The organism is Streptomyces sp. NBC_00385, from assembly GCF_035917155.1.
In the GTDB taxonomy this organism is placed as follows: domain Bacteria; phylum Actinomycetota; class Actinomycetes; order Streptomycetales; family Streptomycetaceae; genus Streptomyces; species Streptomyces poriferorum.
Genome location: NZ_CP107951.1, coordinates 5053662 through 5073757, shown reverse-complemented (window position 1 = coordinate 5073757; position 20096 = coordinate 5053662). Strand labels below are relative to the sequence as shown.

General features: G+C 70.7%; 17 protein-coding genes. 8 read left to right on the top strand and 9 right to left on the bottom strand.

Annotated features, from left to right (window positions below; genetic code table 11):
• Positions 1–2: 2 nt before the first annotated feature.
• Together OG959_RS22675 and OG959_RS22670 are read right to left on the bottom strand one after the other, a co-directional pair.
• Positions 3–2327: a molybdopterin oxidoreductase family protein gene (locus OG959_RS22675; RefSeq protein ID WP_326661151.1), complete on the bottom strand. Its 2325-nt coding sequence runs from the start codon at positions 2325–2327 to the stop codon at positions 3–5.
• Positions 2324–3475, bottom strand: coding sequence for an MFS transporter (locus OG959_RS22670; RefSeq protein ID WP_326661149.1), 1152 nt, complete (start codon positions 3473–3475; stop codon positions 2324–2326). Before OG959_RS22670 ends, OG959_RS22675 begins: the two co-directional genes overlap by 4 nt.
• Positions 3476–3749: 274 nt before the next feature.
• On the opposite strand from OG959_RS22670, the gene OG959_RS22665 reads away from it, so the two are divergent.
• Both OG959_RS22665 and OG959_RS22660 read left to right on the top strand, forming a co-directional pair.
• The gene (locus OG959_RS22665) at positions 3750–4901 is read left to right on the top strand and encodes a P1 family peptidase (RefSeq protein WP_326661147.1); all 1152 of its coding nucleotides are present in this window, start codon (positions 3750–3752) and stop codon (positions 4899–4901) included.
• 133 nt (positions 4902–5034) lie between these two features.
• Positions 5035–5814 (top strand): DUF6227 family protein, encoded by a 780-nt coding sequence (locus OG959_RS22660; protein WP_326661145.1) that lies wholly within the window; start codon positions 5035–5037, stop codon positions 5812–5814.
• A 98-nt stretch (positions 5815–5912) separates the two neighbouring features.
• On the opposite strand, the gene OG959_RS22655 is transcribed toward OG959_RS22660, so the two are convergent.
• A complete protein-coding gene (locus tag OG959_RS22655; protein WP_326661142.1) occupies positions 5913–7454 on the bottom strand; it encodes an MFS transporter in 1542 nt (513 codons plus the stop codon).
• A 62-nt stretch (positions 7455–7516) separates the two neighbouring features.
• On the opposite strand from OG959_RS22655, the gene OG959_RS22650 reads away from it, so the two are divergent.
• Positions 7517–8485 carry a helix-turn-helix transcriptional regulator gene (locus OG959_RS22650; RefSeq protein ID WP_326661141.1) on the top strand — a complete coding sequence of 323 codons (969 nt, stop codon included), beginning with the start codon at positions 7517–7519 and terminating at the stop codon, positions 8483–8485.
• A 122-nt stretch (positions 8486–8607) separates the two neighbouring features.
• On the opposite strand, the gene OG959_RS22645 is transcribed toward OG959_RS22650, so the two are convergent.
• Positions 8608–9606 (bottom strand): sigma-70 family RNA polymerase sigma factor, encoded by a 999-nt coding sequence (locus OG959_RS22645; protein WP_148019156.1) that lies wholly within the window; start codon positions 9604–9606, stop codon positions 8608–8610.
• Positions 9607–9754: 148 nt separating this feature from the next.
• Here OG959_RS22645 and OG959_RS22640 point away from each other — a divergent pair, with 148 nt between their 5' ends.
• On the top strand, positions 9755–10309 hold the full coding sequence (locus tag OG959_RS22640; RefSeq protein WP_326661137.1) for a GNAT family N-acetyltransferase: 555 nt from the start codon (positions 9755–9757) through the stop codon (positions 10307–10309).
• Positions 10310–10348: 39 nt separating this feature from the next.
• Here OG959_RS22640 and OG959_RS22635 read toward each other — a convergent pair whose 3' ends face one another.
• Complete coding sequence (locus OG959_RS22635; RefSeq protein ID WP_326661135.1) at positions 10349–11131, bottom strand: dioxygenase family protein; 783 nt, start codon at positions 11129–11131, stop codon at positions 10349–10351.
• Between the two features lie 135 nt (positions 11132–11266).
• Between OG959_RS22635 and OG959_RS22630 the strand changes: the two genes are divergently transcribed.
• A complete protein-coding gene (locus tag OG959_RS22630) occupies positions 11267–11779 on the top strand; it encodes a MarR family winged helix-turn-helix transcriptional regulator (RefSeq protein ID WP_326661133.1) in 513 nt (170 codons plus the stop codon).
• A 145-nt stretch (positions 11780–11924) separates the two neighbouring features.
• Here OG959_RS22630 and OG959_RS22625 read toward each other — a convergent pair whose 3' ends face one another.
• Positions 11925–13457 (bottom strand): MFS transporter, encoded by a 1533-nt coding sequence (locus OG959_RS22625; protein WP_326661131.1) that lies wholly within the window; start codon positions 13455–13457, stop codon positions 11925–11927.
• 179 nt (positions 13458–13636) lie between these two features.
• Complete coding sequence (locus OG959_RS22620; RefSeq protein ID WP_326661130.1) at positions 13637–14299, bottom strand: TetR/AcrR family transcriptional regulator; 663 nt, start codon at positions 14297–14299, stop codon at positions 13637–13639.
• 269 nt (positions 14300–14568) lie between these two features.
• Between OG959_RS22620 and OG959_RS22615 the strand changes: the two genes are divergently transcribed.
• Entirely contained in the window at positions 14569–15846 is a 1278-nt protein-coding gene (locus OG959_RS22615; protein ID WP_326661129.1) for a M6 family metalloprotease domain-containing protein, read from the top strand.
• Here the strand turns inward: OG959_RS22615 and OG959_RS22610 are convergent.
• Positions 15833–17377, bottom strand: a complete 1545-nt coding sequence (locus OG959_RS22610; protein ID WP_326661128.1) for a class I adenylate-forming enzyme family protein — start codon at positions 17375–17377, stop codon at positions 15833–15835. The two genes, OG959_RS22615 and OG959_RS22610, sit on opposite strands and share 14 nt — an antisense overlap.
• A 529-nt stretch (positions 17378–17906) precedes the next feature.
• On the opposite strand from OG959_RS22610, the gene OG959_RS22605 reads away from it, so the two are divergent.
• Entirely contained in the window at positions 17907–18530 is a 624-nt protein-coding gene (locus OG959_RS22605) for a glyoxalase (protein WP_326661126.1), read from the top strand.
• Between the two features lie 38 nt (positions 18531–18568).
• On the opposite strand, the gene OG959_RS22600 is transcribed toward OG959_RS22605, so the two are convergent.
• Entirely contained in the window at positions 18569–19012 is a 444-nt protein-coding gene (locus OG959_RS22600; RefSeq protein WP_326661124.1) for a hypothetical protein, read from the bottom strand.
• A gap of 119 nt (positions 19013–19131) precedes the next feature.
• Between OG959_RS22600 and OG959_RS22595 the strand changes: the two genes are divergently transcribed.
• Complete coding sequence (locus tag OG959_RS22595) at positions 19132–20043, top strand: alpha/beta hydrolase family protein (protein ID WP_326661122.1); 912 nt, start codon at positions 19132–19134, stop codon at positions 20041–20043.
• Positions 20044–20096: the final 53 nt, after the last annotated feature.

Sequence of the window (20096 nt, the reverse complement as noted above, 5' to 3'; positions counted from 1 at the left end):
CATCAGCTCCTCTCCGAGGTGCCACGGCCCTGCGGGGACGTGGGGGGCAGCGGGTCGGTGCGGGAGACCTGGGTCTCCGGGTAGGCGACGTGGCCCGGCGCGACCGGGGGCGCGGGTACCTCGTCGATCTTCTCGGCGTGCTCGATGCGGCAGGCGCACACCTTGTACTCGGGGATCTTGGAGCGGGGGTCCAGGGCGTCGATGGTCAGCGCGTTGGCGGCGGTGGGGACCGGCCAGTGGTACGGAATGAAGACGGTGTCGGGGCGGATCGCCTCGGTGACCAGGGCGGGGAAGACCTCGCTGCCGCGCCGGGTGACGACGCGGACCGGTTCGCCGTTGCGGAAGCCGTGGGAGGGGTGGACCTCGGCCCAGGGGCGCGGGGTCTGTTCGACGAGGGCGCCCAGGCGGCGTGTCTGGTTGCCGGAGAGGAAGTGCGCGACGGTGCGGCCGGTGGTGAGGGACATGGGGTGGTCGTCGTCGTACGGGTCCATGGGCAGGTGCCAATCGACGACCTGCATATGGATCTTGCCGTCGGGGTGGTAGGTCCTGCCGTCCTCGAAGAGCCGGGGGGTTCCGGGGTGATCGGTGGAGGGGCAGGGCCAGGCGATTCCGCCGGTCTCCTCCAGCCGTTCGTAGGTGATGCCGTAGTAGTCGTTGACGGTGCCGGCGGAGGCGATCCGCAGTTCGTCGAAGACCTCGCGGGAGTCGGCGAAGGCGAATTTGTCACCCGCGCCGAGCCGCTTGGCGAGTTCGCACATCACCCAGGTGTCGGTCCGTACGCCGGGGGGCGGGTCCTGGGCCTTGTTGTGCTTGACCACCCGGGCCTCTGCGTTGGCCATCACTCCTTCGTCCTCGGCCCAGGTGGTGACGGGGAAGACCACATGCGCGTTGGCCGCGGTCTCGGAAAGGAAGAAGTCGAATTGAGCATGGAACTCCGCTGTGTCGTATCCCTCCTTGACCACCTTGTAGTTGGGCAGGGAGACGAAGGGGTTGTTGCAGATGCCGATCAGTCCGCGGATCTCGCGGCGTTGCATCTGCCAGACCATTTCCATCATCGAGGTCCCGGCGCGGGGGAGTTCGGACTCCTCGATGCCCCAGATCTCGCAGATCTGCCGACGGTGCTCGTCGTTCATGATCGAGCGGCCGCCGGGCAGCAGGTCGGACTTCTGGCCGTGTTCGCGGCCGCCCTGCCCGTTGCCCTGTCCGGTGATGGTGCCGTAGCCGGAGCCGGGCTTGCCGATGTGTCCGGTGGCGGTGCAGAGGTTGATCACGGTGAGGCAGTTCTCGACGCCCTGCGAGTGGTGCTCGATGCCGCGGGCGTGCCAGGCCATGGCCTTGGGCGCGCGGGCGAAGGTGCGGGCGACCTGCACGACCTGTTCGGCGGGGATTCCGCAGATCTCGGCGGCCCGGGACGGCGGGTACTCCGCGGCCTTGGCCTTCACCTCTTCCCAGCCGGTGGCGTGGTCGGCGAGGTACGCCTCGTCGGCGAGGCCCTCCTCGATGATCACGTGGAGCACGGAGTTGAAGAACGCCGCGTCGGTCCCGGGCTTGAGGGCGACATGGATGTCGGCGGTCCGCGCGATGGCTGTCTCGCGTGGGTCGATGACGATCAGACTGGCGCCGCGGTCCCGGGCGCCCCACACGTACTGGGTCATCACGGGGAAGCACTCGCCGACGTTGGAGCCCGCGATGAGCAGGCAGTCGGTGAGGAGGATGTCGGAGAAGGGGTTGCCGGCCCGGTCGATGCCGAAGGCGAGCTTGTTGGCGCCCGCCGCGCTGACCATGCAGAGCCGGCCGTTGTAGTCGACGTGCCGGGTCTTGAGGGCGACCCGGGCGAACTTGCCGACCAGATAGGTCTTCTCGGAGAAGAGGCTCGCCCCGCCGAGCAGGCCGAAGGCGTCGTTGCCGTAGGTCTGCTGGATGCGCTTGATCTCGGCGACGGTGTAGTCGAGCGCCTCGTCCCAGGAGACCTCCCGGAACTCCTCGTCGCGGGAGCGGCGCATGAGCGGGGCGGTGAGCCGGTCGGGGTGGTTGACCTGCTGGTACGCGTTGATGCCCTTGGGGCACAGGCGCATCCGGTTGATGTCGTGGTTGCGGGGTTCGACGCCGAAGACCTTGCCGCCTCGGTCGACGCGCAGATACATCCCGCACTGCACCCCGCAGAAGCAGCAGTGGGTGGGGACGAGCGTCTCGCCGTTCTGGTCGGCGTGCCACTGGTCGGCGGGGATGCCGCCGGCGTCGCGGAAGGCGCGGGTGCCGGGCGGGGCGAGGGAGGGGTCGAGGGGGACGACCGCACGGGTGTCGGCTGCTCGCGGGTCCGCGGTCACTTGAAGCCCTTCTTCACCTGGGAGAGATAGGCGCTGCCGCGCAGCACCCGCTTGCAGCGCGGGCAGTACTCGGCCCACTCGTCGAAGTCGAGGCTGAGGTCGCGCATGGTCCCGCGGAGGTTCTCGACGTACGGGGTGGTGTCGATGGGTTCCTCGCACCGGCGGCAGCTGAAGACCTCCTGGTCCTGCCGGCCGGTGTACTTGAACAGCTGCATGCCCACGGCGGCGGGGCGCTGGACGATGTGGAAGAACTTGCCGAACGGGATGTAGATGAGGGTGAAGACCACGGAGACCATGTGGAGGATCGCCAGGAACTCGTATCCGCCGCCGTGCAGGAAGATCGACGAGAAGGTGAGGAGCAGGCCCGTCACGGAGATGACGATCAGCGCGATGAGCGGCACGAGGTCGTAGCCGAACCGCTGGCCGGTGATGGCGCCGCGGTCCTTCATCCGGCGCCACAGGAAGTAGGAGGCGCCGGGGATGACGAGGACGGCGGCGATGTCCAGGCCGTGGAACATCAGCCAGCCGAGGATGTCCAGGGAGTCGAAGCCGACGATCTTGAAGCCCCAGATACGCATCTCGTAGCCGGGCCCGGATCCGGTACCCGAGGTGAAGGTGAACCAGCCCCAGGTCAGCGGAAAGGTGATCAGGGACGCGAGGATGCAGCCCCAGAAGATCAGCTGGTGGGCGGCCCAGCGGGCGTGGGAGCGGGCGCCGAGGAACTTCTGGAAGCCGAGGTAGGTGGCGATCATCTTCGGCAGGGCGGTGGGTGCCTTACGGAAGTTCTCGACCGAGAAGAGGCTCCCCCAGCCCTTCTTGAAGAGCCGTCGGGCGCCGGGTGCGGAGACCCAGACCGTGTAGCGGTAGGCGACGCCGAAGGCGAGGAAGACCGTGGCCACGGCGTACGGCAGCAGCGCGGAGTCGAAGTTCTCCAGGAACCTGCTGCCCAGCACGATGGCCACGATCAGCAGGAGGGAGACGATCACACCGGCCGCCGTCGCGCGGGCGGTGACGGACCGGGGGACGGCGGCGCCGGAGCGGGCGGATCCGCCGGAGGCCGGCGGGTCGACGGCCGCACCGGCGGAACCGGTGGGGTCACCGGGGGCGGGCTGCGCTGCTGCGGCAGAGGCTTCTGGTGGCTCGGTCACGCCGTCAGCGTAGGGCTGTATGGGGATATTAGTCCTGTTTTATGGCCTTCCGGGGTGAGCGCGTCGCGACTGCTCCGCGGCACCGGACAGCCAGTCGGACGTACGGATCGCACGGAGGGCGGCCGTGCGCCGCCGCGGGGGGGGGCGTCGCACGGCTCACGTACCGCCGACGCCCACACGGTGATCGCCGCTCCTGGATCCTCGGCAGGCTCCGTGGGTACGTTCACCGGACACGGCCCCCGCCGTCAGCCGCCCGCGTCACGAGGAGCACCGGATGACCCGCCAGGACACCACGCCCCCGACGCCACCGAACGTGCCGCCGGCGGCGCCGCACCGGAGGGACGCGCTGACCGATGTCGCCGGGATCCGCGTCGGACATGCGCGGGTCGCGGGCGCGGGGGCACTGAGCGGCACCACCGTGGTCCTGGCACCAGAAGGCGGAGCGGTCGCGGCCGTCGACGTACGCGGCGGCGGACCGGGAACCCGCGAGACGGACGCGCTGGATCCGCGCAATCTGGTGCAGCGCATCGACGCCGTGGTCCTCACCGGCGGCAGTGCGTACGGCCTGGACGCGGCGTCCGGGGTGATGGCCTGGCTGGAGGAGCGGGGGCGCGGCGTGCGGGTCGGAGCCGATCCGTCCCAGGTGGTTCCGGTGGTCCCCGCGGCCTGTGTCTTCGACCTGGGAAGGGGCGGCGACTGGCGGGCCAGGCCGGACGCCTCGACCGGCCGGGCCGCGGCGGAGGACGCGGCGCGGGCGGCGTCCGGGGGCGCGGTCGCGGAGGGCTGCGTCGGCGCCGGCACGGGTGCGGTCGCCGGGCAGCTGAAGGGCGGGGTGGGCACGGCGAGCGTCCTGCTGCCGTCCGGGATCACGGTGGCCGCCCTGGCGGTGGTGAACGCGGCGGGCTCCGTGCTCGACCCGCGTACCGGGGTGCTGTACGGGGAGTACGGGGGCGCCGAGCCGGCCGTCGCACCCGCGCCGGAGATCCACCAGGAGGCGCAACGGCGCCTGGCGCAGGCGCACGAAGCGAACACGCGCCCCCCGCTCAACACCACGCTCGCCGTCGTCGCCACGGACGCCGGCCTCGGCCGCGCGCAGGCGCAGAAGCTCGCGGGGACGGCGCACGACGGGCTGGCGCGCGCCATCCGGCCCGTCCACCTGATGAGTGACGGGGACACCGTCTTCGCCCTGGCCACCGGTGCCCGCACACTGGATCCGGCGAACCCGCTCGCACTCAACGACCTGCTGGCAGCGGGTGCGGAGGCCGTGACCCGGGCCATCGTGAAGGCGGTACGGGCGGCCACGGGCGTCAACGGCCGCGCCGGCGGCGGCACATACCTCGCGTACGGCGACCTCTACGGCACACCGCGGCAATCGGCTCAGCAGCCGGACCATACGGGGCGCGAAGCCGACTCGCCGTCCACGTAGGGAAGTTCGGGCGAACAGCGGGAACCTTCTGCGTGCACCGTACGTTTTTCCCAACCCCGGTCACGATGTCAGACCCAGGGACTACGTTGAGCACGCACCAAGTCACACGCGGCGACGGCCTGGAGACAGCACCTTGAGCGATCCGTACGAGACAACCGAGCAGCACCTCGAGCGAATCCTGCGACGGGCTCTCAACTCGTTCGACCTGCCCGACAGTACGGTCGAGCGGCTCGGCACCGCGCTCGCCCACAGCAGTTCCCTGCACTCCTCGCACCACAGCCCCTCCCTGCACCGCGAGACCTACCGGCACACGTACCTGCTGGCCGACGGCACGCCGCTCACCCTGTGGGAGCTGGTGCACTGCGGCCCGCGCCAGACCACCGCCCCGGTGAACCCGGGGTACGGCGCGGAGCCGGGCCCTCGGCAGCACGAGCTGTACGACGACGAGGCGGACGCCCACGTCGCGGCGGCCCGGCTGACCGGCGGCTTCTGCGACGGCCCGGTCTTCGGGAACGACGGGCCGCAGGCCGACCTGGAGATCATCGACGCCCTGATGGCGGCGCCCCCGGCCCCGCTGCCCCGGATGTACGCCCCGGACAATTCCGCGGACCACGCCCGCCGGGTGCTGCGCCGGGCGGAGAACCGGAACGGGCCGGGCGAGGAGACGGCCCTCCTGCTGCGGGCCGCCTTCGCTCACCACATCACCCAGATCTTCGGCCGGCAGTGCCAGGTGGGCGGTCGGGACGCGGGGTTCACGCTGTACGAGCACGCCTTCCTGCTGCTCGACGGCAGCGAGAGAAGCCTGTGGGAGGTCGAGCACACGGCGACGCCGGACGGCCGTCACATGTGTGAGGTGTACGGCGACGAGGAGGCCGCCCGCGGGGCGATGGAGAGCCGTACGCGCATCTGCTGACGCGCGGCCCGGCCCGTACGTACGTGACGGTGCCCGCACCCCCGGTCGGGGGTGCGGGCACCGTCGGTTCTTCCGTCTTCCGCTTCCGCTCCGCCTGCTCAGTGCGTCAGCACCGGCTCCTGGACGGGCTCGTCGAACGGCTCGGCGCTCTCGTCGCCGCCCTCCACGTGCTGCTTCGGACGGGCCGGCAGTGCGAACATCACCAGGAAGATCACCGCGAGCACACCGGCCACCCACCACAGCGAGTGCTCGAAGGCGTCGGCGAACGCCGGACCGATCTCCGGCGGCGTCAGCCTGTCACCCATCGCCCCGAAGAAGACGACCGAGACCAGGGCGAGCCCCAGCGCGTTGCCCATCTGCTGCACCGTGTTGAACAGCCCGGAGGCCGATCCCGCGTGCTCCTTGGGCACCTCGGACAGCACCGCGTCGGCCAGCGGGGCAACGATCAGCCCCATGCCGACGCCCATGACCACCAGCGGCAGCGCCATCTGCCAGGACGTGATCGCCATGCCGTAGCGGCCCGACTCCCAGATGTAGAGCAGCAGACCGGCGATCATGAGCAGCGCCCCCGCCTGGAGCACCTTGCGGCCGAAGCGCGGCACCAGCTTCTGCACGGAGATACCGGCGGCGAACGAGACGGCGATCGAGAACGGGATACCGGTCGTGCCGGCCCGCAGCGCGCTCCAGCCGAGCCCCTCCTGCATGTACAGCGTCCAGACCAGGAAGAAGATCCCGAGGCCGATACCGAAGGTCAGCTGCACGGCGATGCCCGCGGCGAAGCTCTTGACCCGGAACAGCGACAGCTCGACCAGTGGCGAACCGTCCCGGCGTGCCTTCACCCGCTCGAACAGCACGAGGCCGGCGAAGACCACGATGCTGCCGGCCATCGACAGGTAGCCCCAGAGCGGCCAGCCGAGCTCCTCGCCGCGGGTCAGCGGGTAGATGAGCATGAGCATCCCCAGCGTCACCAGCACCACACCGACGAGGTCGAGGCGGAGCGCCTGCGGCGCCTTGGACTCGGTGATGAACTTCCGGCCCAGGATCAGACCCGCGATGCCGACCGGCAGGTTGATCAGGAAGATCGGGCGCCACTCGAGACCGGCGATGTTCCACTCGGTGAGCAGTGCGCCGAGCAGCGGGCCGGACACGGCGCCGAGGCCGACGATCGCGCCGAAGAGGCCGAAGACCTTGCCGCGCTCGTGCGCCGGGAAGGTGGCGTGCACGATGGACAGCACCTGCGGCACCATCAGCGCGGCCGTACCGCCCTGGAGGATGCGCGAGGCGACGAGCATCTCCGGGTTGGCGGCGAATCCGCAGAGCGCGGAGGCCACGGTGAAGCCGCCGATTCCGATGAGGAAGAGCCGCTTGCGGCCGTAGATGTCACCGAGCCGGCCACCGGTGATCAGACCGGCGGCGAAGGCCAGGGCGTATCCGGCGGTGATCCACTGGATGGAGCTGAACGAGGCTCCGGTGTCCGCCTTGATGCTCGGGATGGCGATGTTGACGATCGTGACGTCGACCAGGTCCATGAAGGCGGCGGTCATCACGATGGCCAGCGCGAACCACCGTCGGCGGTCCGACGGGTCCGGGGACACCGTGGGAACGGCCGCCGGCGACGGCTGGGATACGGAAGAAGTCATAGGAAGAAGTTAAACGCCCATTAGGTCAGGTCATGACCCAATGGGCGGGCATCCTGGGTGACATGACCGACACCCCGGCACGACTGCTGAATCTGCTGTCACTGCTCCAGACGCCGCGCGAGTGGCCGGGCAGTGAACTCGCCGACCGGCTCGACGTCAGCGCGCGCACCATCCGCCGCGACATCGACCGCCTCCGCGACCTGGGCTATCCCGTCGAGGCGTCGCGCGGCTCGGTCGGCGGCTACCGCCTCGTGGCCGGTACGGCGATGCCACCGCTGCTGCTGGACGACGAGGAGGCGGTGGCCATCGCGGTGGGGCTGCGGGCCGGGGCCGGCCACGCCATCGAGGGCGTCGACGAGGCCTCCGTACGGGCGCTGGCCAAGCTGGAACAGGTGCTGCCCTCACGGCTGCGCCACCGGGTCTCCACCCTGCAGAACGCGACGATGCCGCTGGCCAGGGGCGACGGCTCGACGATCGACCCGCAGACGCTGACCGTGATGGCGTCGGCGGTCACCGGGCGGGAGCGGCTGCGGTTCGCGTACCGGGCCGGGGACGGCGCCGAGACACGGCGGCAGGTCGAGCCGTACCGCCTCGTCAGCACGGGGTGGCGCTGGTATCTCGTCGCGTACGACCTGGAGCGGGAGGACTGGCGCACCTTCCGGGTCGACCGGGTCAGTGACCCGTTCGCGACGGGTGCCCGTTTCACGCCACGCGCGCTGCCGACCGGCGATGCGGCGGAGTTCCTCAGCAGCTCCATGGCGCGCCGACAGCCGGAGCTGGAGGTCGACGTGAGCTTCGCGGCCCCCGCCGAGTTCGTCGCCTCACGGCTGCCCGCCTCGATCGGCCCGCTGGAGCAGCACGGCGAGCACGGCTGCCGGCTGCGGGCGGTGCTGACCGACTCGCTGGAATGGGTGGCGCTGCGCCTCGCACTGGTGGACTGCGAGTTCACCGCGCACCGGCCGCCGCAGCTGGTGTCGTACCTGAACGACCTGGGCGGCAGGCTCACCCGGGCAGCGGCGCCCGGCTCATAGGGGCTCTCGTCGTCCGGAAAAAGGGATGAGCCCCGGCGCCAGGGGGGGGGTGGGCGCCGGGACTCAGCTCTAGGGGGCCGCCGATGTGAAGCGGCCCAATTCGGAGGTTACTGGACTCGGGCTCACGCCGCAGCGTCAAAGCCCGTGTCGTGAGCCATTCGCTTCAGTTCGAGGAGCGCGTGCTTCTCGATCTGGCGGATCCGCTCGCGGGTGAGCCCGTGCTGCTTCCCCACCTCGGTCAGGGTCCGCTCACGGCCGTCCTCGATGCCGTACCGCATACGGATGATCGACGCGGTGCGGTGGTCGAGCTTGCCGATCAGCTCCTCCAGCTCCTCACTGCGCAGCAGGGTCATCACGGACTGCTCGGGCGACACCGCGGAGGTGTCCTCCAGGAGGTCGCCGAACTGCGTGTCGCCGTCGTCGTCCACCGACATGTTCAGACTGACCGGGTCGCGGGCCCAGTCCAGGACGTCGCTGACGCGCGATGTGGTCGAGTCCAGCTCGGCGGCGATCTCCGAGTGCTCCGGGTCGCGCCCGTTCTCACGGTTGAACTCGCGCTGGACACGGCGGATCCGGCCGAGCTCCTCCACCAGGTGGACGGGGAGCCGGATCGTGCGCGACTGGTCGGCTATGGAACGGGTGATGGCCTGGCGGATCCACCACGTCGCATACGTGGAGAACTTGAAGCCCTTGGCGTAGTCGAACTTCTCGACCGCGCGCACCAGGCCCGCGTTGCCCTCCTGGATCAGGTCGAGCAGGGGCAGCCCGGCCCGCGGATAGCGGCGGGCGACGGCAACGACGAGCCGGAGGTTGGAACGGATGAATATGTCCTTGGCGCGCTCGCCCTCGGCGACCAGCGCCTCCAGCTCCTCGCGCGAGGCCCCGCCGGCTTCGCTCTCCACCGCACCGTCGAGGACCTGCTGGGCGAAAACGCCTGCTTCCAGGGTCTGCGACAGCTCGACCTCCTTGGCGGCATCGAGCAACGGCGTGCGCGCGATCTCGTCCAGGTACATGCCGACCAGGTCGCGATCGGCGATCTCCCCGCCCACGGCGCGAACACTGCTTGCCCGGTTGGTCCCGCCGGTGGCGGACGAACGACGGGCGACGGCACGGGTTGCCATGCGTGCTCCCTTGCTGAGTAGGTCGCGACACCCTCTCGGGTGCCCTGCATCCGATGGAAACAACGACTGGAATCCGGACAGAATTCCCATGACCGGCATTCATTTTCGCGATCATGCAGTACCCTGTCGCGCCAAAAGGGGAGGGCACATGCCACAGCTGGGCACGGAAGTGCAGGTCAGGGCGGGCGACGAGCGTGATCTGGGCGCTCTGACGGACATCTACAACCACTACGTACGTGAGACCGCCCTCACATTCGACGTAACCCCCTTCACCCCCGAGCAGCGCCTGCCCTGGCTGCGCTCCCATCCTGAAGACGGCCCGCACCGGCTTCTGGTTGCTCAGGACGTCCGTCACACGGACGGAGGGAGCGGGGCCGGCCCCCGGATCCTGGGCTACGCGACCAGCAGCGCGTTCCGCCCCAAGGCGGCGTACTCCACCTCCGTCGAGGTGAGCGTCTACTGCTCCCCCGACGCCACGGGGCGCGGCATCGGCACCCTGCTCTACGCGGCGCTCTTCGAGGCCCTCGCCGGTGAGGACCTGCGTCGCGCGTACGCGGGCATCACCCAGCCCAACGACTCCTCGGTCCGGCTGCACGAACGGTTCGGGTTCCGCCCCATCGGCACGTACACGGAGGTCGGCCGGAAGTTCGACCGGTACTGGGACGTCGCCTGGTACGAGAAACAACTCGGACCGCGGACCTAGGGTCCCACCCCGACCGGGACCGCAGCCCGTTACCGGGGCTCAGCCGAACTGCACCGAGCGCTTGGCCAGCCCCATCCAGAACCCTTCGATCACGCTGCGCCCCTGCCCCAGCTCCTGCTCCGCGGCCCCGAGCGTGACGAAGAGCGGGGCGAAGTGCTCGGTGCGCGGGTGGGCGAGGCGGCCGGCCGGGGACTTGTGCTCGAAGTCCAGCAGCGCGTCGACGTCCTGCGCCTGGAGCGCGCGGTGCCCCCAGTCGTCGAACTCCGCGGACCAGCCGGGCACGCCGCCGCCCGTATGCCGCAGCGCGGCCAGGTTGTGCGTGAAGAAGCCGCTGCCGACGATCAGGACGCCCTCGTCGCGCAGCGGCGCGAGCTTGCGCCCGATGTCCATCAGCTTCTGCGGGTCCAGCGTCGGCATGGAGATCTGCAGGACCGGGATGTCGGCCCCGGGGAACATCTCCACCAGCGGGACGTACGCCCCGTGGTCGAGGCCGCGGTCCGGGATGTCCTGGACCGGCGTACCGGCACCGCGCAGCAGCTTGCGGACGTTCTCGGCCAGTGCGGGGGCGCCCGGCGCGGCGTACCGCACCTGGTAGTAGTGCTCGGGGAAGCCCCAGAAGTCGTAGACCAGCGGGACCGTCTCGGTGGCTCCCAGAGCGAGCGGCGCCTCCTCCCAGTGGGCGGAGACCATGAGGATGGCGGCGGGGCGCGGCAGACCGGCAGACCAGGCGGCCAGTTCGCCGGGCCAGACCGGGTCGTCGGCCAGCGGCGGGGCGCCGTGGGAGAGATAGAGGGCGGGCATGCGCTCCGCGGTGACTGTCATGACACTCCCCATCCACTGCTACTCAAGGTAAGTCTTCTACCGGGACCTTCGACAGGAACTTTTCTTTAATATTCAAGTTCCTATCCCTGGAGACCTTAGCTCTATCTTGTTCAACTTTCAAGAAAAGGTCGTACAGTGGAGTACATGACCACGGCATCCACCGGTGGGCCGCGCTGGCTCACCGACGAAGAACAGAGCGTCTGGCGTGCGTATCTGCACGCCACCACGCTCCTGGAGGATCACCTCGACCGCCAGTTGCAACGCGATGCCGGCATGCCGCACATCTACTACGGGCTGCTCGTCCAGCTCGCCCAGGCGCCCCGCCGCCAGCTGCGGATGACCGAACTGGCCAAGAACGCCAAGATCACCCGCTCCCGGCTCTCGCACGCCGTCGCCCGGCTGGAGAAGAGCGGCTGGGTGCGCCGCGAGGACTGCCCGTCCGACAAGCGCGGCCAGAACGCGGTCCTCACCCAGGAGGGCTACGAGATGCTCCGCCGCTCGGCCCCCGGCCACGTCAGCGCCGTACGCCAGGCGATGTTCGACCGGCTCACCCCGGAGCAGGTACGCACGCTCGGCGAGATCATGCAGGTCATGGCGGCCGGGCTCCAGCCGGAGGGCACCGACGCGGACCTCCCCTGGCTCCGCTGACCCCACCCGCGCACTCCCCCGCACACGCGACCACACCCCCGCACTCCCCCGCACACGCCTCTGCCCCGGCTCCGTGGATACGGAACCGGGGCAGAACTCGCTTCACGCCCCGTCACGGGAGTGACGGAACCTCACGGACGGGCGCTCAGTGCGCGACGACCGGGATCTTGAACTCGTCCTCGACGGCCTCGGCGTCACCGGAGCCGGTGCCCCCGGACGTCGTGGTGGCCGACGGACGGCCGGCGTTGATGAAGGTCCCCGCGATCGCGGCGGCCACCACCAGGATGCCGACGGCCCACCAGATGGCGCCGGTGAAGCCGTGCACCATCGACTGGAGCTTCAGCTGCTCCGGGTCGGTGGCGCCGAGAGCGGCGTGCGAGGTGGCGTACGCCGTGGCGGCCGAGGCGGCGATGGTGTTGAGCAGCGCGGTGCCGATCGCGCCGCCGACCTGCTGCGAGGTGTTGACCATCGCGGAGGCGACACCGGCGTCACGCGGCTCGATGCCGTGCGTGGCCAGCGACATGGCGGGCATGAACGCCGTACCCATGCCGAGACCCAGCAGGAGCTGACCGGGCAGGATGACCGCCGCGTAGGACGAGTCGATCTCCAGCTGCGTCAGCAGCAGCATGCCGACGCCCGCGAGCAGGAAGCCGGGGGCCATCAGCAGACGGGCCGGGACCCGCGTCATGAGCCGGGCGCCGATCTGCGTCGAGCCGGTGATCATGCCGACGATCATCGGCATGAAGGCGAAGCCCGTCTTGATCGGCGAGTAGCCCTTGACGACCTGGAGGTAGTACGTGAGGAACAGGAACAGGCCGAACATCGCGATGACGGCCAGGCCCAGCGAGAGGTACACGCCGCCGCGGTTGCGGTCCATCACGACGCGCAGCGGGAGCAGCGGCGACTTGACCTTGGACTCGACCAGGACGAAGGCGAGCAGCAGCACGGCGGAGGCGACGAACGTGCCGATGGTCAGCGTGTCCGACCAGCTACTGGACTCGGCGCGGGTGAACCCGTAGACCAGCGAGACCAGACCCAGCGCGGACAGGACGACGCCGGGGATGTCGAGCGACGAGCGGTTGCGGCTGCCGGCCGGCTCGCGGATCACGAAGTACGCGCCGGCCGCGGCGACGATCGCGAACGGGATGTTGACGAAGAACGTCCAGCGCCAGTTCAGCGTCTGGGTGAGGAAACCGCCGAGGATCAGGCCGACGGCGCCACCGCCACCGGCGATCGCCCCGTAGATGCCGAACGCCTTGGCGCGCTCCTTGGCATCGGTGAACATCACCGCGAGCAGCGAGAGTGCCGCCGGGGCGAGCAGCGCGCCGAACACACCCTGAAGGGCGCGGGAGCCGAACAGCATCCCCTGGTTCTGCGCCGCGCCACCGAGGGCGGACGCCAGCGCGAAGCCGATCAGACCGACGACGAAGGTGCGCTTGCGGCCCCAGAGGTCGGCGATCCGGCCCCCGAAGAGCAGCAGTCCGCCGAAGGCGAGGGCGTAGGCCGTGATGACCCACTGCTTGTTGGCATCGGTGATGCCGAGGTCCGTCTGGGCGTGCGGCAGCGCGATGTTCACGATGGTGGCGTCGAGGACGACCATCAACTGCGCGAGCGCGATGAACGCCAGCGCTTTCCAGCGACTGGGGTCCGGGAGTCGGATATCAGCTGTTTTTGACATGGGAGTAGCCACCTAAGGACGCGCGAGAGCGCGCGAGGTCGTGAACCGTGCGTTCGGTGAAGGCCGGGCGAAAGCGAGGGCCGGACTGGCTGGACTGTGGTCAGGAAGAAGAGGGAGAAGGGGGTCGCGGTGTCGCGGACACGCGGCCGGGCGTCCGGTTCAGGAGCCCGGGGCGCCGGTCAGGTCCGGCGCCGCAGGTCCTCCAGGGTCGCCGCCGTTCCGGGGAGTACGGACCGGGCCGGGGTCTCCAGTCCGTCCAGGAACAGCTGGATGTGGCGGTGGGTGAACCGGTCGATGTTCAGGCAGGCGATGCCCGGCAGCGGCCGGGTGAGCTGGGAGAGGGCGACCAGTACGTCGCCGACGGCGATGTCGGTACGCAGGCGCCCCGCGGACATGGCGCGCTCGACGAGTCCTTCGACGGCCTCTTCGAGGCGCCGGCGCTCGGCGAGCAGTTCGGGGTGGTCCTTGTCGAAGCCGCCGGACAGCATGGGGCACAGGGCCCCGATCCGTTCGTCGGCCGCCGCGTGCACGAAGCGGCTGAGCGCGACGAAGGGATCCTGCTCCTCGTTCGCGGCCTCCTCGGCGCGGTCGGTGGTACGGGAGGTGACCGCGAGGACGACCTCATGGGTCAGTGCGGCCCGGTCGGGAAAGTTCCGGTAGAGGGTGGCGTTGCCGACGCCGGCGCGGCGGGCGACCTCGTCGAGCGGCACATCGGGGCCGAACTCGACGAACATCTCGCGCGCCGCCGTCACGATCCGCTCCCGGTTGCGCAGTGCGTCGGCCCTCGGTCGGGGCGTACGCGGCTGCGCGGTTCCGGCTGCGGTGCGGGTGACGGTGTCCACGGCGGCGCTCCTTCTCTTCCGGTGTTCGTAACTCCGGCGACCCCTCCGTGTAACCGGGGACCGCCTCCCCGTTTCGCGGGGACACCGGTGCAAACGGGGAAACGATCCCCGGTTATTTCCCGGGCCGATGTGACCTGTGCCACACGCCTCGAACAGGGAAAAACCAACCGATCGGCGCACCCAACGCGCGGCCCCGCATCGCCCGGCCAATGCTGATCGACAGAGCGCAGTCAGGGTCGGCCGGCTGCCGCGGACCCGAAGGCGCCTCTATGCAGCAGCCCCGCCACCGGATACGCAAGCACCGCCACCCGGTCGCACTCGGCGCGGCAACAGCCCTGGTCATCGCCTCCCTCGCCTCGGCGAGCAGCACCCTCCCCCTGCCCAGCCGGGCCTCCGCCGGTCCGATGACCACCAGCCAGGCGGCGGGTCTCGGCCCGTGCCGGATATCGGCGACCATGGGGGTGCAGATGTCGGAGGGCATGCCCACGCAGCCGGGCTACGCCCGTTCCACCGGCCAGGTCCACGCGCTCAACCTGATGATCGACTTCCCCGACGCGCAAGGGAAGGAGCCGGCCATGGACCGGCTCGCGGAGTTCTTCCCGCAGACCACGGACTGGTTCCGCACCAGCTCCTACGGGCGGCTCACCTACGTACCCGAAGCGCCGGTGAAGACCTGGCTGCGGATGCCGCTGCCGTTCGCGGAGTACGGAATCGAGCGCGGGTCACCGTACGAGCCGGGCTACCGCCACCTCGTCCAGGACATCGTCGCCGCCGCCGACCCGAAGGTGGACTTCACCGCATACGACCTGGTCAACATCCTGGTCACGCCGAACGCCGGCCCCTCGGCCCTGGACACGGTGCTGTCCGTGACCTTCTCCGGCAACGACGACGCCCCGTACGCGGACGGCGTCCCGCTCTCCAACACGTCCTTCGTCTACAGCCGCCAGGACGACGGCTCGGGCTCGTACCCCCAGACCGGCTACCGCGTCCTGCCGCACGAGAACGGCCATGTGTTCGGCCTGCCCGACCTCTACACGATGGAGGGCGGCGGCTCGGTCGGTCACTGGGACATCATGTCCGAGGACTGGGGCGCCAACAACGACCTGCTGGGCTGGCACAAGTGGAAGCTCGGCTGGCTGGACAACAACCAGATCAGCTGCGCCTCCCGGACCGGCACCAGCGACCACGTCCTGGAGCCGCTGGCCACCCACGGCGGCACCAAGCTGGCGTTCGTACCGCTGACCGCGGAGTCCGGCTACGCGGTGGAGGTGCGGACCCAGGCCGGCAACGACCAGGAGGTGTGCCGGCCCGGCGTGCTGATCTACAAGGTGAGCTCGGACGTCGACACCGGCCAGGGGCCCGTGTCGGTCACGGACAGCACGAAGGACAGCAGCGGCTGCACCCGGCTGCCCAACGTCCACGCCGAACTCTCCGACGCCCCGTTCCAGCCCGGCCAGTCCTTCACCGACCGGGCCAACGGGATCAGCATCTCGGTGCTCGACAAGGACTCCCAGGGCGACTACCGGGTACGCATCACTCGCCTCTGAGCGTCTCCCCCGCCGTCTCGGCCTCCTCTGCGCTCTCTGCTCCCCCTGCCTTCCGGCCGACGACGTCGACCCGCCCGTCACGGATCACCGCCAGGTCGCCGGTACGGAACCAGCCGCCGGTGAACGCCTGCGCCGTGGCCTCCTCGTCCTGCCAGTACCCACGGGCCAGCGCCTGGCCACGGAGCCACAGCTCGCCGGCCTCCCCCTCGGGCAGCGCCTCGCCCGCCGGACCGGTGATCCGCACCTCGGTGCTCGGCGCCGGCCGCCCCGCGCTGCCCGGATGGAGCCGGTACTCGGCGCCGGTGTTCGCCAGGACCGCGCCGCCGGTCTCGGCCGGCCCGTACCCGCTGTACGGCTCGATCCGCTCCCCGCAGCGGGCGGCCAGCCGCGCGACCAGGGCGTGCGGCGGCGCGGACCCGCCGGTGTCGAGCATCCGGAGGCTCTCCGGCCGGTCTCCCGTCCGGTCGGCCTCGGCGAGCAGGTCAAGGGCGGTTTCCGGCGTCCCGGCGTAGCTCGTGACGCCGTGTTCCCGGATCAGCCGCAGCGCCTCCTCCGGGTCCCACTCGCCCATCAGGACGACGGCGCCTCCTGCCGACATCGCGGCACAGAGGCCGCTGAGCGCGGCGACGTGGAAGAACGGGAACGTCAGCAGCGTGACGGGCGCGGGCTCCAGCCCCGGGATGCCTCCCCGGCCGAGCGCGGAGGCCGCCGCGTGGAACCGCGGGTCGCGCGCGGCGCCCGCCCGGGCGAGCTGGGTGGCGACGACCCCCTGGAGCCTGCCGGTGGCGCCCGGGGCGTAGAGGATCGTCGCGTCGTCCTCGGGCCGGACCTCGACGTCGGGCGGCGCGGCGAGCGGATCGGGCGCCGGCAGGTCCTCGTACCGCTCGACGCGGTCCTCCTGAGCGCGGAGGTGGTCCTCGCCGTGGAAGACGATCACGCGCGCCCCGGCCTTCCGCGCCCAGTCCGCGACCGGCGGCAGGCGTTCGCCGTCGACCAGCAGCACCCGGGGCCCGGAGTCGTCGAGCGCGTACGTGAACTCGGCCTCCGTCCACCGCGGGTCCAGCGGAACGGCGACCAGCCCGGCCAACTGGGCGGCCCAGAAAGCGATCTGCCACTCCGGGCGGCTGCGCATCGCCACCACGGCCCGGTCGCCCGGACGGAGCCCGTACGTATCGCTCAGCCGGCACGCCAGCGCGGACGCCGCGGCGAAGAACTCCCCGTACGCGTAGCCGCGTTCCCCCGCGGTCCCCGCGATCAGGAACGGCCGGTCCCCGAAGGCCCACGTGGTCTCCACGAACTCACGGAGCGTCCTGGGCCCGTCCGCGTACATCAGTGACCCGGCCTGCGGTCCGTCCTCGGCCCGCACCACGGCGAACGGACCGCCGGGACCGGCCAGCGCGGCGTGCACACGGGCCGCTGCCGTGGCCGCGGCCACGGACTCGGATTCGGCGGGCGAGGGAGGTGAGGCGGGCGAGGGAGGTGTGACCGGGGTCCGACCGGGATGGGGCACGAACGGCCTTTCTGGGCGCATGCTCACGATCTTGGCGACGCTAAGGGCTGTCCCGCAATTCCTGGTGGATCAGCGCGCGGCGTCAGATGCGGTGCATCGCAAGGCGGAGAGGCGCCCGCATACTGGATGTATTCGGGCGTTTCGACAACGGAGGGGGTCCCCCCGTGCCGTTGAGGCTACGGGGGAGAGGTGCCGTAGCTGTCGTCGTGCGCCCGCCAGGAATTGCGGGACAGCCCTTAGGCCCGCCCTCACAACCCGTCAAGGACGCCCTCCGTACCCCGCCGCCCGGCACCCGACGGGCGCCGCGTCGAGGTCAGCCGTCTCTGTACCCGAAAAGTGCGAAAATGCCCCGGGGCGGCCAAGGCCGAAAGCCGCGCAACGAGGCGCGCGCCCAGATGTTCGAGGCACACAGCGAGCGGACGCTGACATCGTTTTCCTTCACCGTCACCGGCTGACGCCCGGGGGCCGTACGCGGTGCCCGCGAGGCCGGCGGCCAACCGGTCAGGAATCGAGAAGCACCGGTGCCGGAGCCGCACTTAGCGTGAAGCACATGACCTTCATCGAAGCCCTCACCCTTGAGGTGGCCGACACCGCCGCCGCCCACCGCTTCTACACCGCCCTCGGCCTGGACACCCGGGTGGGCCTGCGCGCCTCGGACGCGCCCACCACCGGATTCCGCGGATTCTCGCTGTCGCTCACGGTCTCCCAGCCGGCCGACGTCCGGGGCCTCGTCGACGCCGCCCTCAACGCCGGCGCCACGGCGCTGAAGCCCGCCTCGAAGTCCTTCTGGGGCTACGGCGGCGTCGTCCAAGCCCCGGACGGAACGATCTGGAAGATCGCGACCACCGCGAAGAAGGACACCGCCCCGGCCACCGGACGGATCGACCAACTGGTCCTCCTGCTGGGCGTCGACAGCGTGACCGCGACCAAGCGTTTCTACGTCGGGCGCGGCCTCGCCGTGGCCAAGAGCTTCGGCAGCAAGTACGTGGAGTTCGACACCCAGGACAGCCCCGTCAAGCTGGCTCTGTACGGGCGCCGCGCCCTGGCCAAGGACGTCGGCGTCCCCGTCGACGGCACGGGCTCGCACCGCCTGGCCCTCGTGGGCGACTCCGGCGCCTTCACCGACCCGGACGGATTCGGCTGGGAGGCCGCCACCCTGACGACCGCGCCCTGATCGCACCGAGCGGGCGCGCGGGACGCCGGGCCCAGGTGTCAGGCGGGCCACGCGGACCGGCCGGAGAGCAGGGCCCGGGCGGCTTCCTGGGTGGCGTCCATGTCGAAGCCGTCGGTCTGCCAGGTGGTCGCGCGCATGCTGCCCCGGTCGCGGTAGGAGCGCACGATCCTCATGTGGTCGCGGCGGGCCACGAAGGCCCGCAGATCCGGCTCCGTACGCCACACGGAGACCGAACCCGACCTCGGCCGGAACGGATCGGGATCCACCCACAGCCACAGGCCGACCGCACCCTCCAGGTCCTGCCAGATCCGCCGCAGGGCGATCCCCTCGACGGTGACGCCGACCGCGGTCAACGGCCGGTGCGGGATGAACTCGGTGACGCTGACGACGGCCGCACCGTCCGCGCTCCCGTCGCTCCCTCCGGGCGCGACGTCCGCCGCGGGACCGGGCTTCCACGGTGTGAACCAGAGGGTGGCCGACATGGTGTTCTCCTCGTGAGAGCGGGGCTGCGGACTTCCCCCCACCGGACTTCCCAGCTATAAAAGCACGGTCGTTCGTGCTAACTTATCATGCTCCGGATACCTATCGAGGAGTACTGGGCATGGTCCACACCGAGACACTCGCCAGCGCCGCGCTCAACACCGTGTCCCGGGTCTCGGGCGGACTCGCCGGGGCGGGGACCTACACCCTGTTCCACATGCCACTGGCCCGGAGCAGAATGCGGAACTCGGAACGGGAGCTGTTCGGCAAGGCGGACATCAGGCGGCTGAAGGTCAACGGCAAACTCGCGGTGACCTACCGCTGGGGCAACGGCGAACGGCCCGTCCTCCTGGTGCACGGCTGGCAGTCGCGCGGCTCGCGCCTCGCGGACTTCGTCCCCGGCCTCCTCGACCGCGGCTACAGCGTCATCACCTTCGACGCGCCCGGCCACGGCGACGCCACCGGCCGCAGCACCACGATCCTCGAGTACCGCGACATCATCACCGGACTCCAGAACGAGTACGGCGAGTTCGAGGCCGTGGTCGCCCACTCGCTGGGCGCCCTGGGCTCGTTCTTCGCCCTGCAGGGCGGGGTGACGGCGAAGAGGGTCGTCACCATCAGCGGAGTCTGCGACTACGACTATCTGATCGAGGAGTTCTCCTCCGCCCTCAAGCTGCGCCGGCCGCTGAAGGCGCAGCTCCACCAGCGCGTCGCGAAGAACCTCTTCCCCGGCATGCCGGCCGAGCTGACGCCGTTCTCCGCCGTGAACACGGTGGCGGACCTGGAGCCCCCGCTCCTGGTCATCCATGACGAGGACGACACGAGGATCAGCGTGAAGCAGGGGCGCCGGCTCGCCGCCGCGTTCGGCGGTCAGGCGCGGCTGATCATCACGAGCGGACTCGGGCACCGCCGGATCCTGGGCGATCCGGACGTCGTGCGCACCGTCCTGGACTTCGTCGAGCACGGGCCGGACCGTTCCACGGACACGGCCACCGAAGCGGACGCGGACAGCGAAGCGGCCGCGACCCAGTGATCGCGGCCGTGCGGGCCGGCGCCTGACGCCGCCGCCCGCACGGCCGCCCCGGC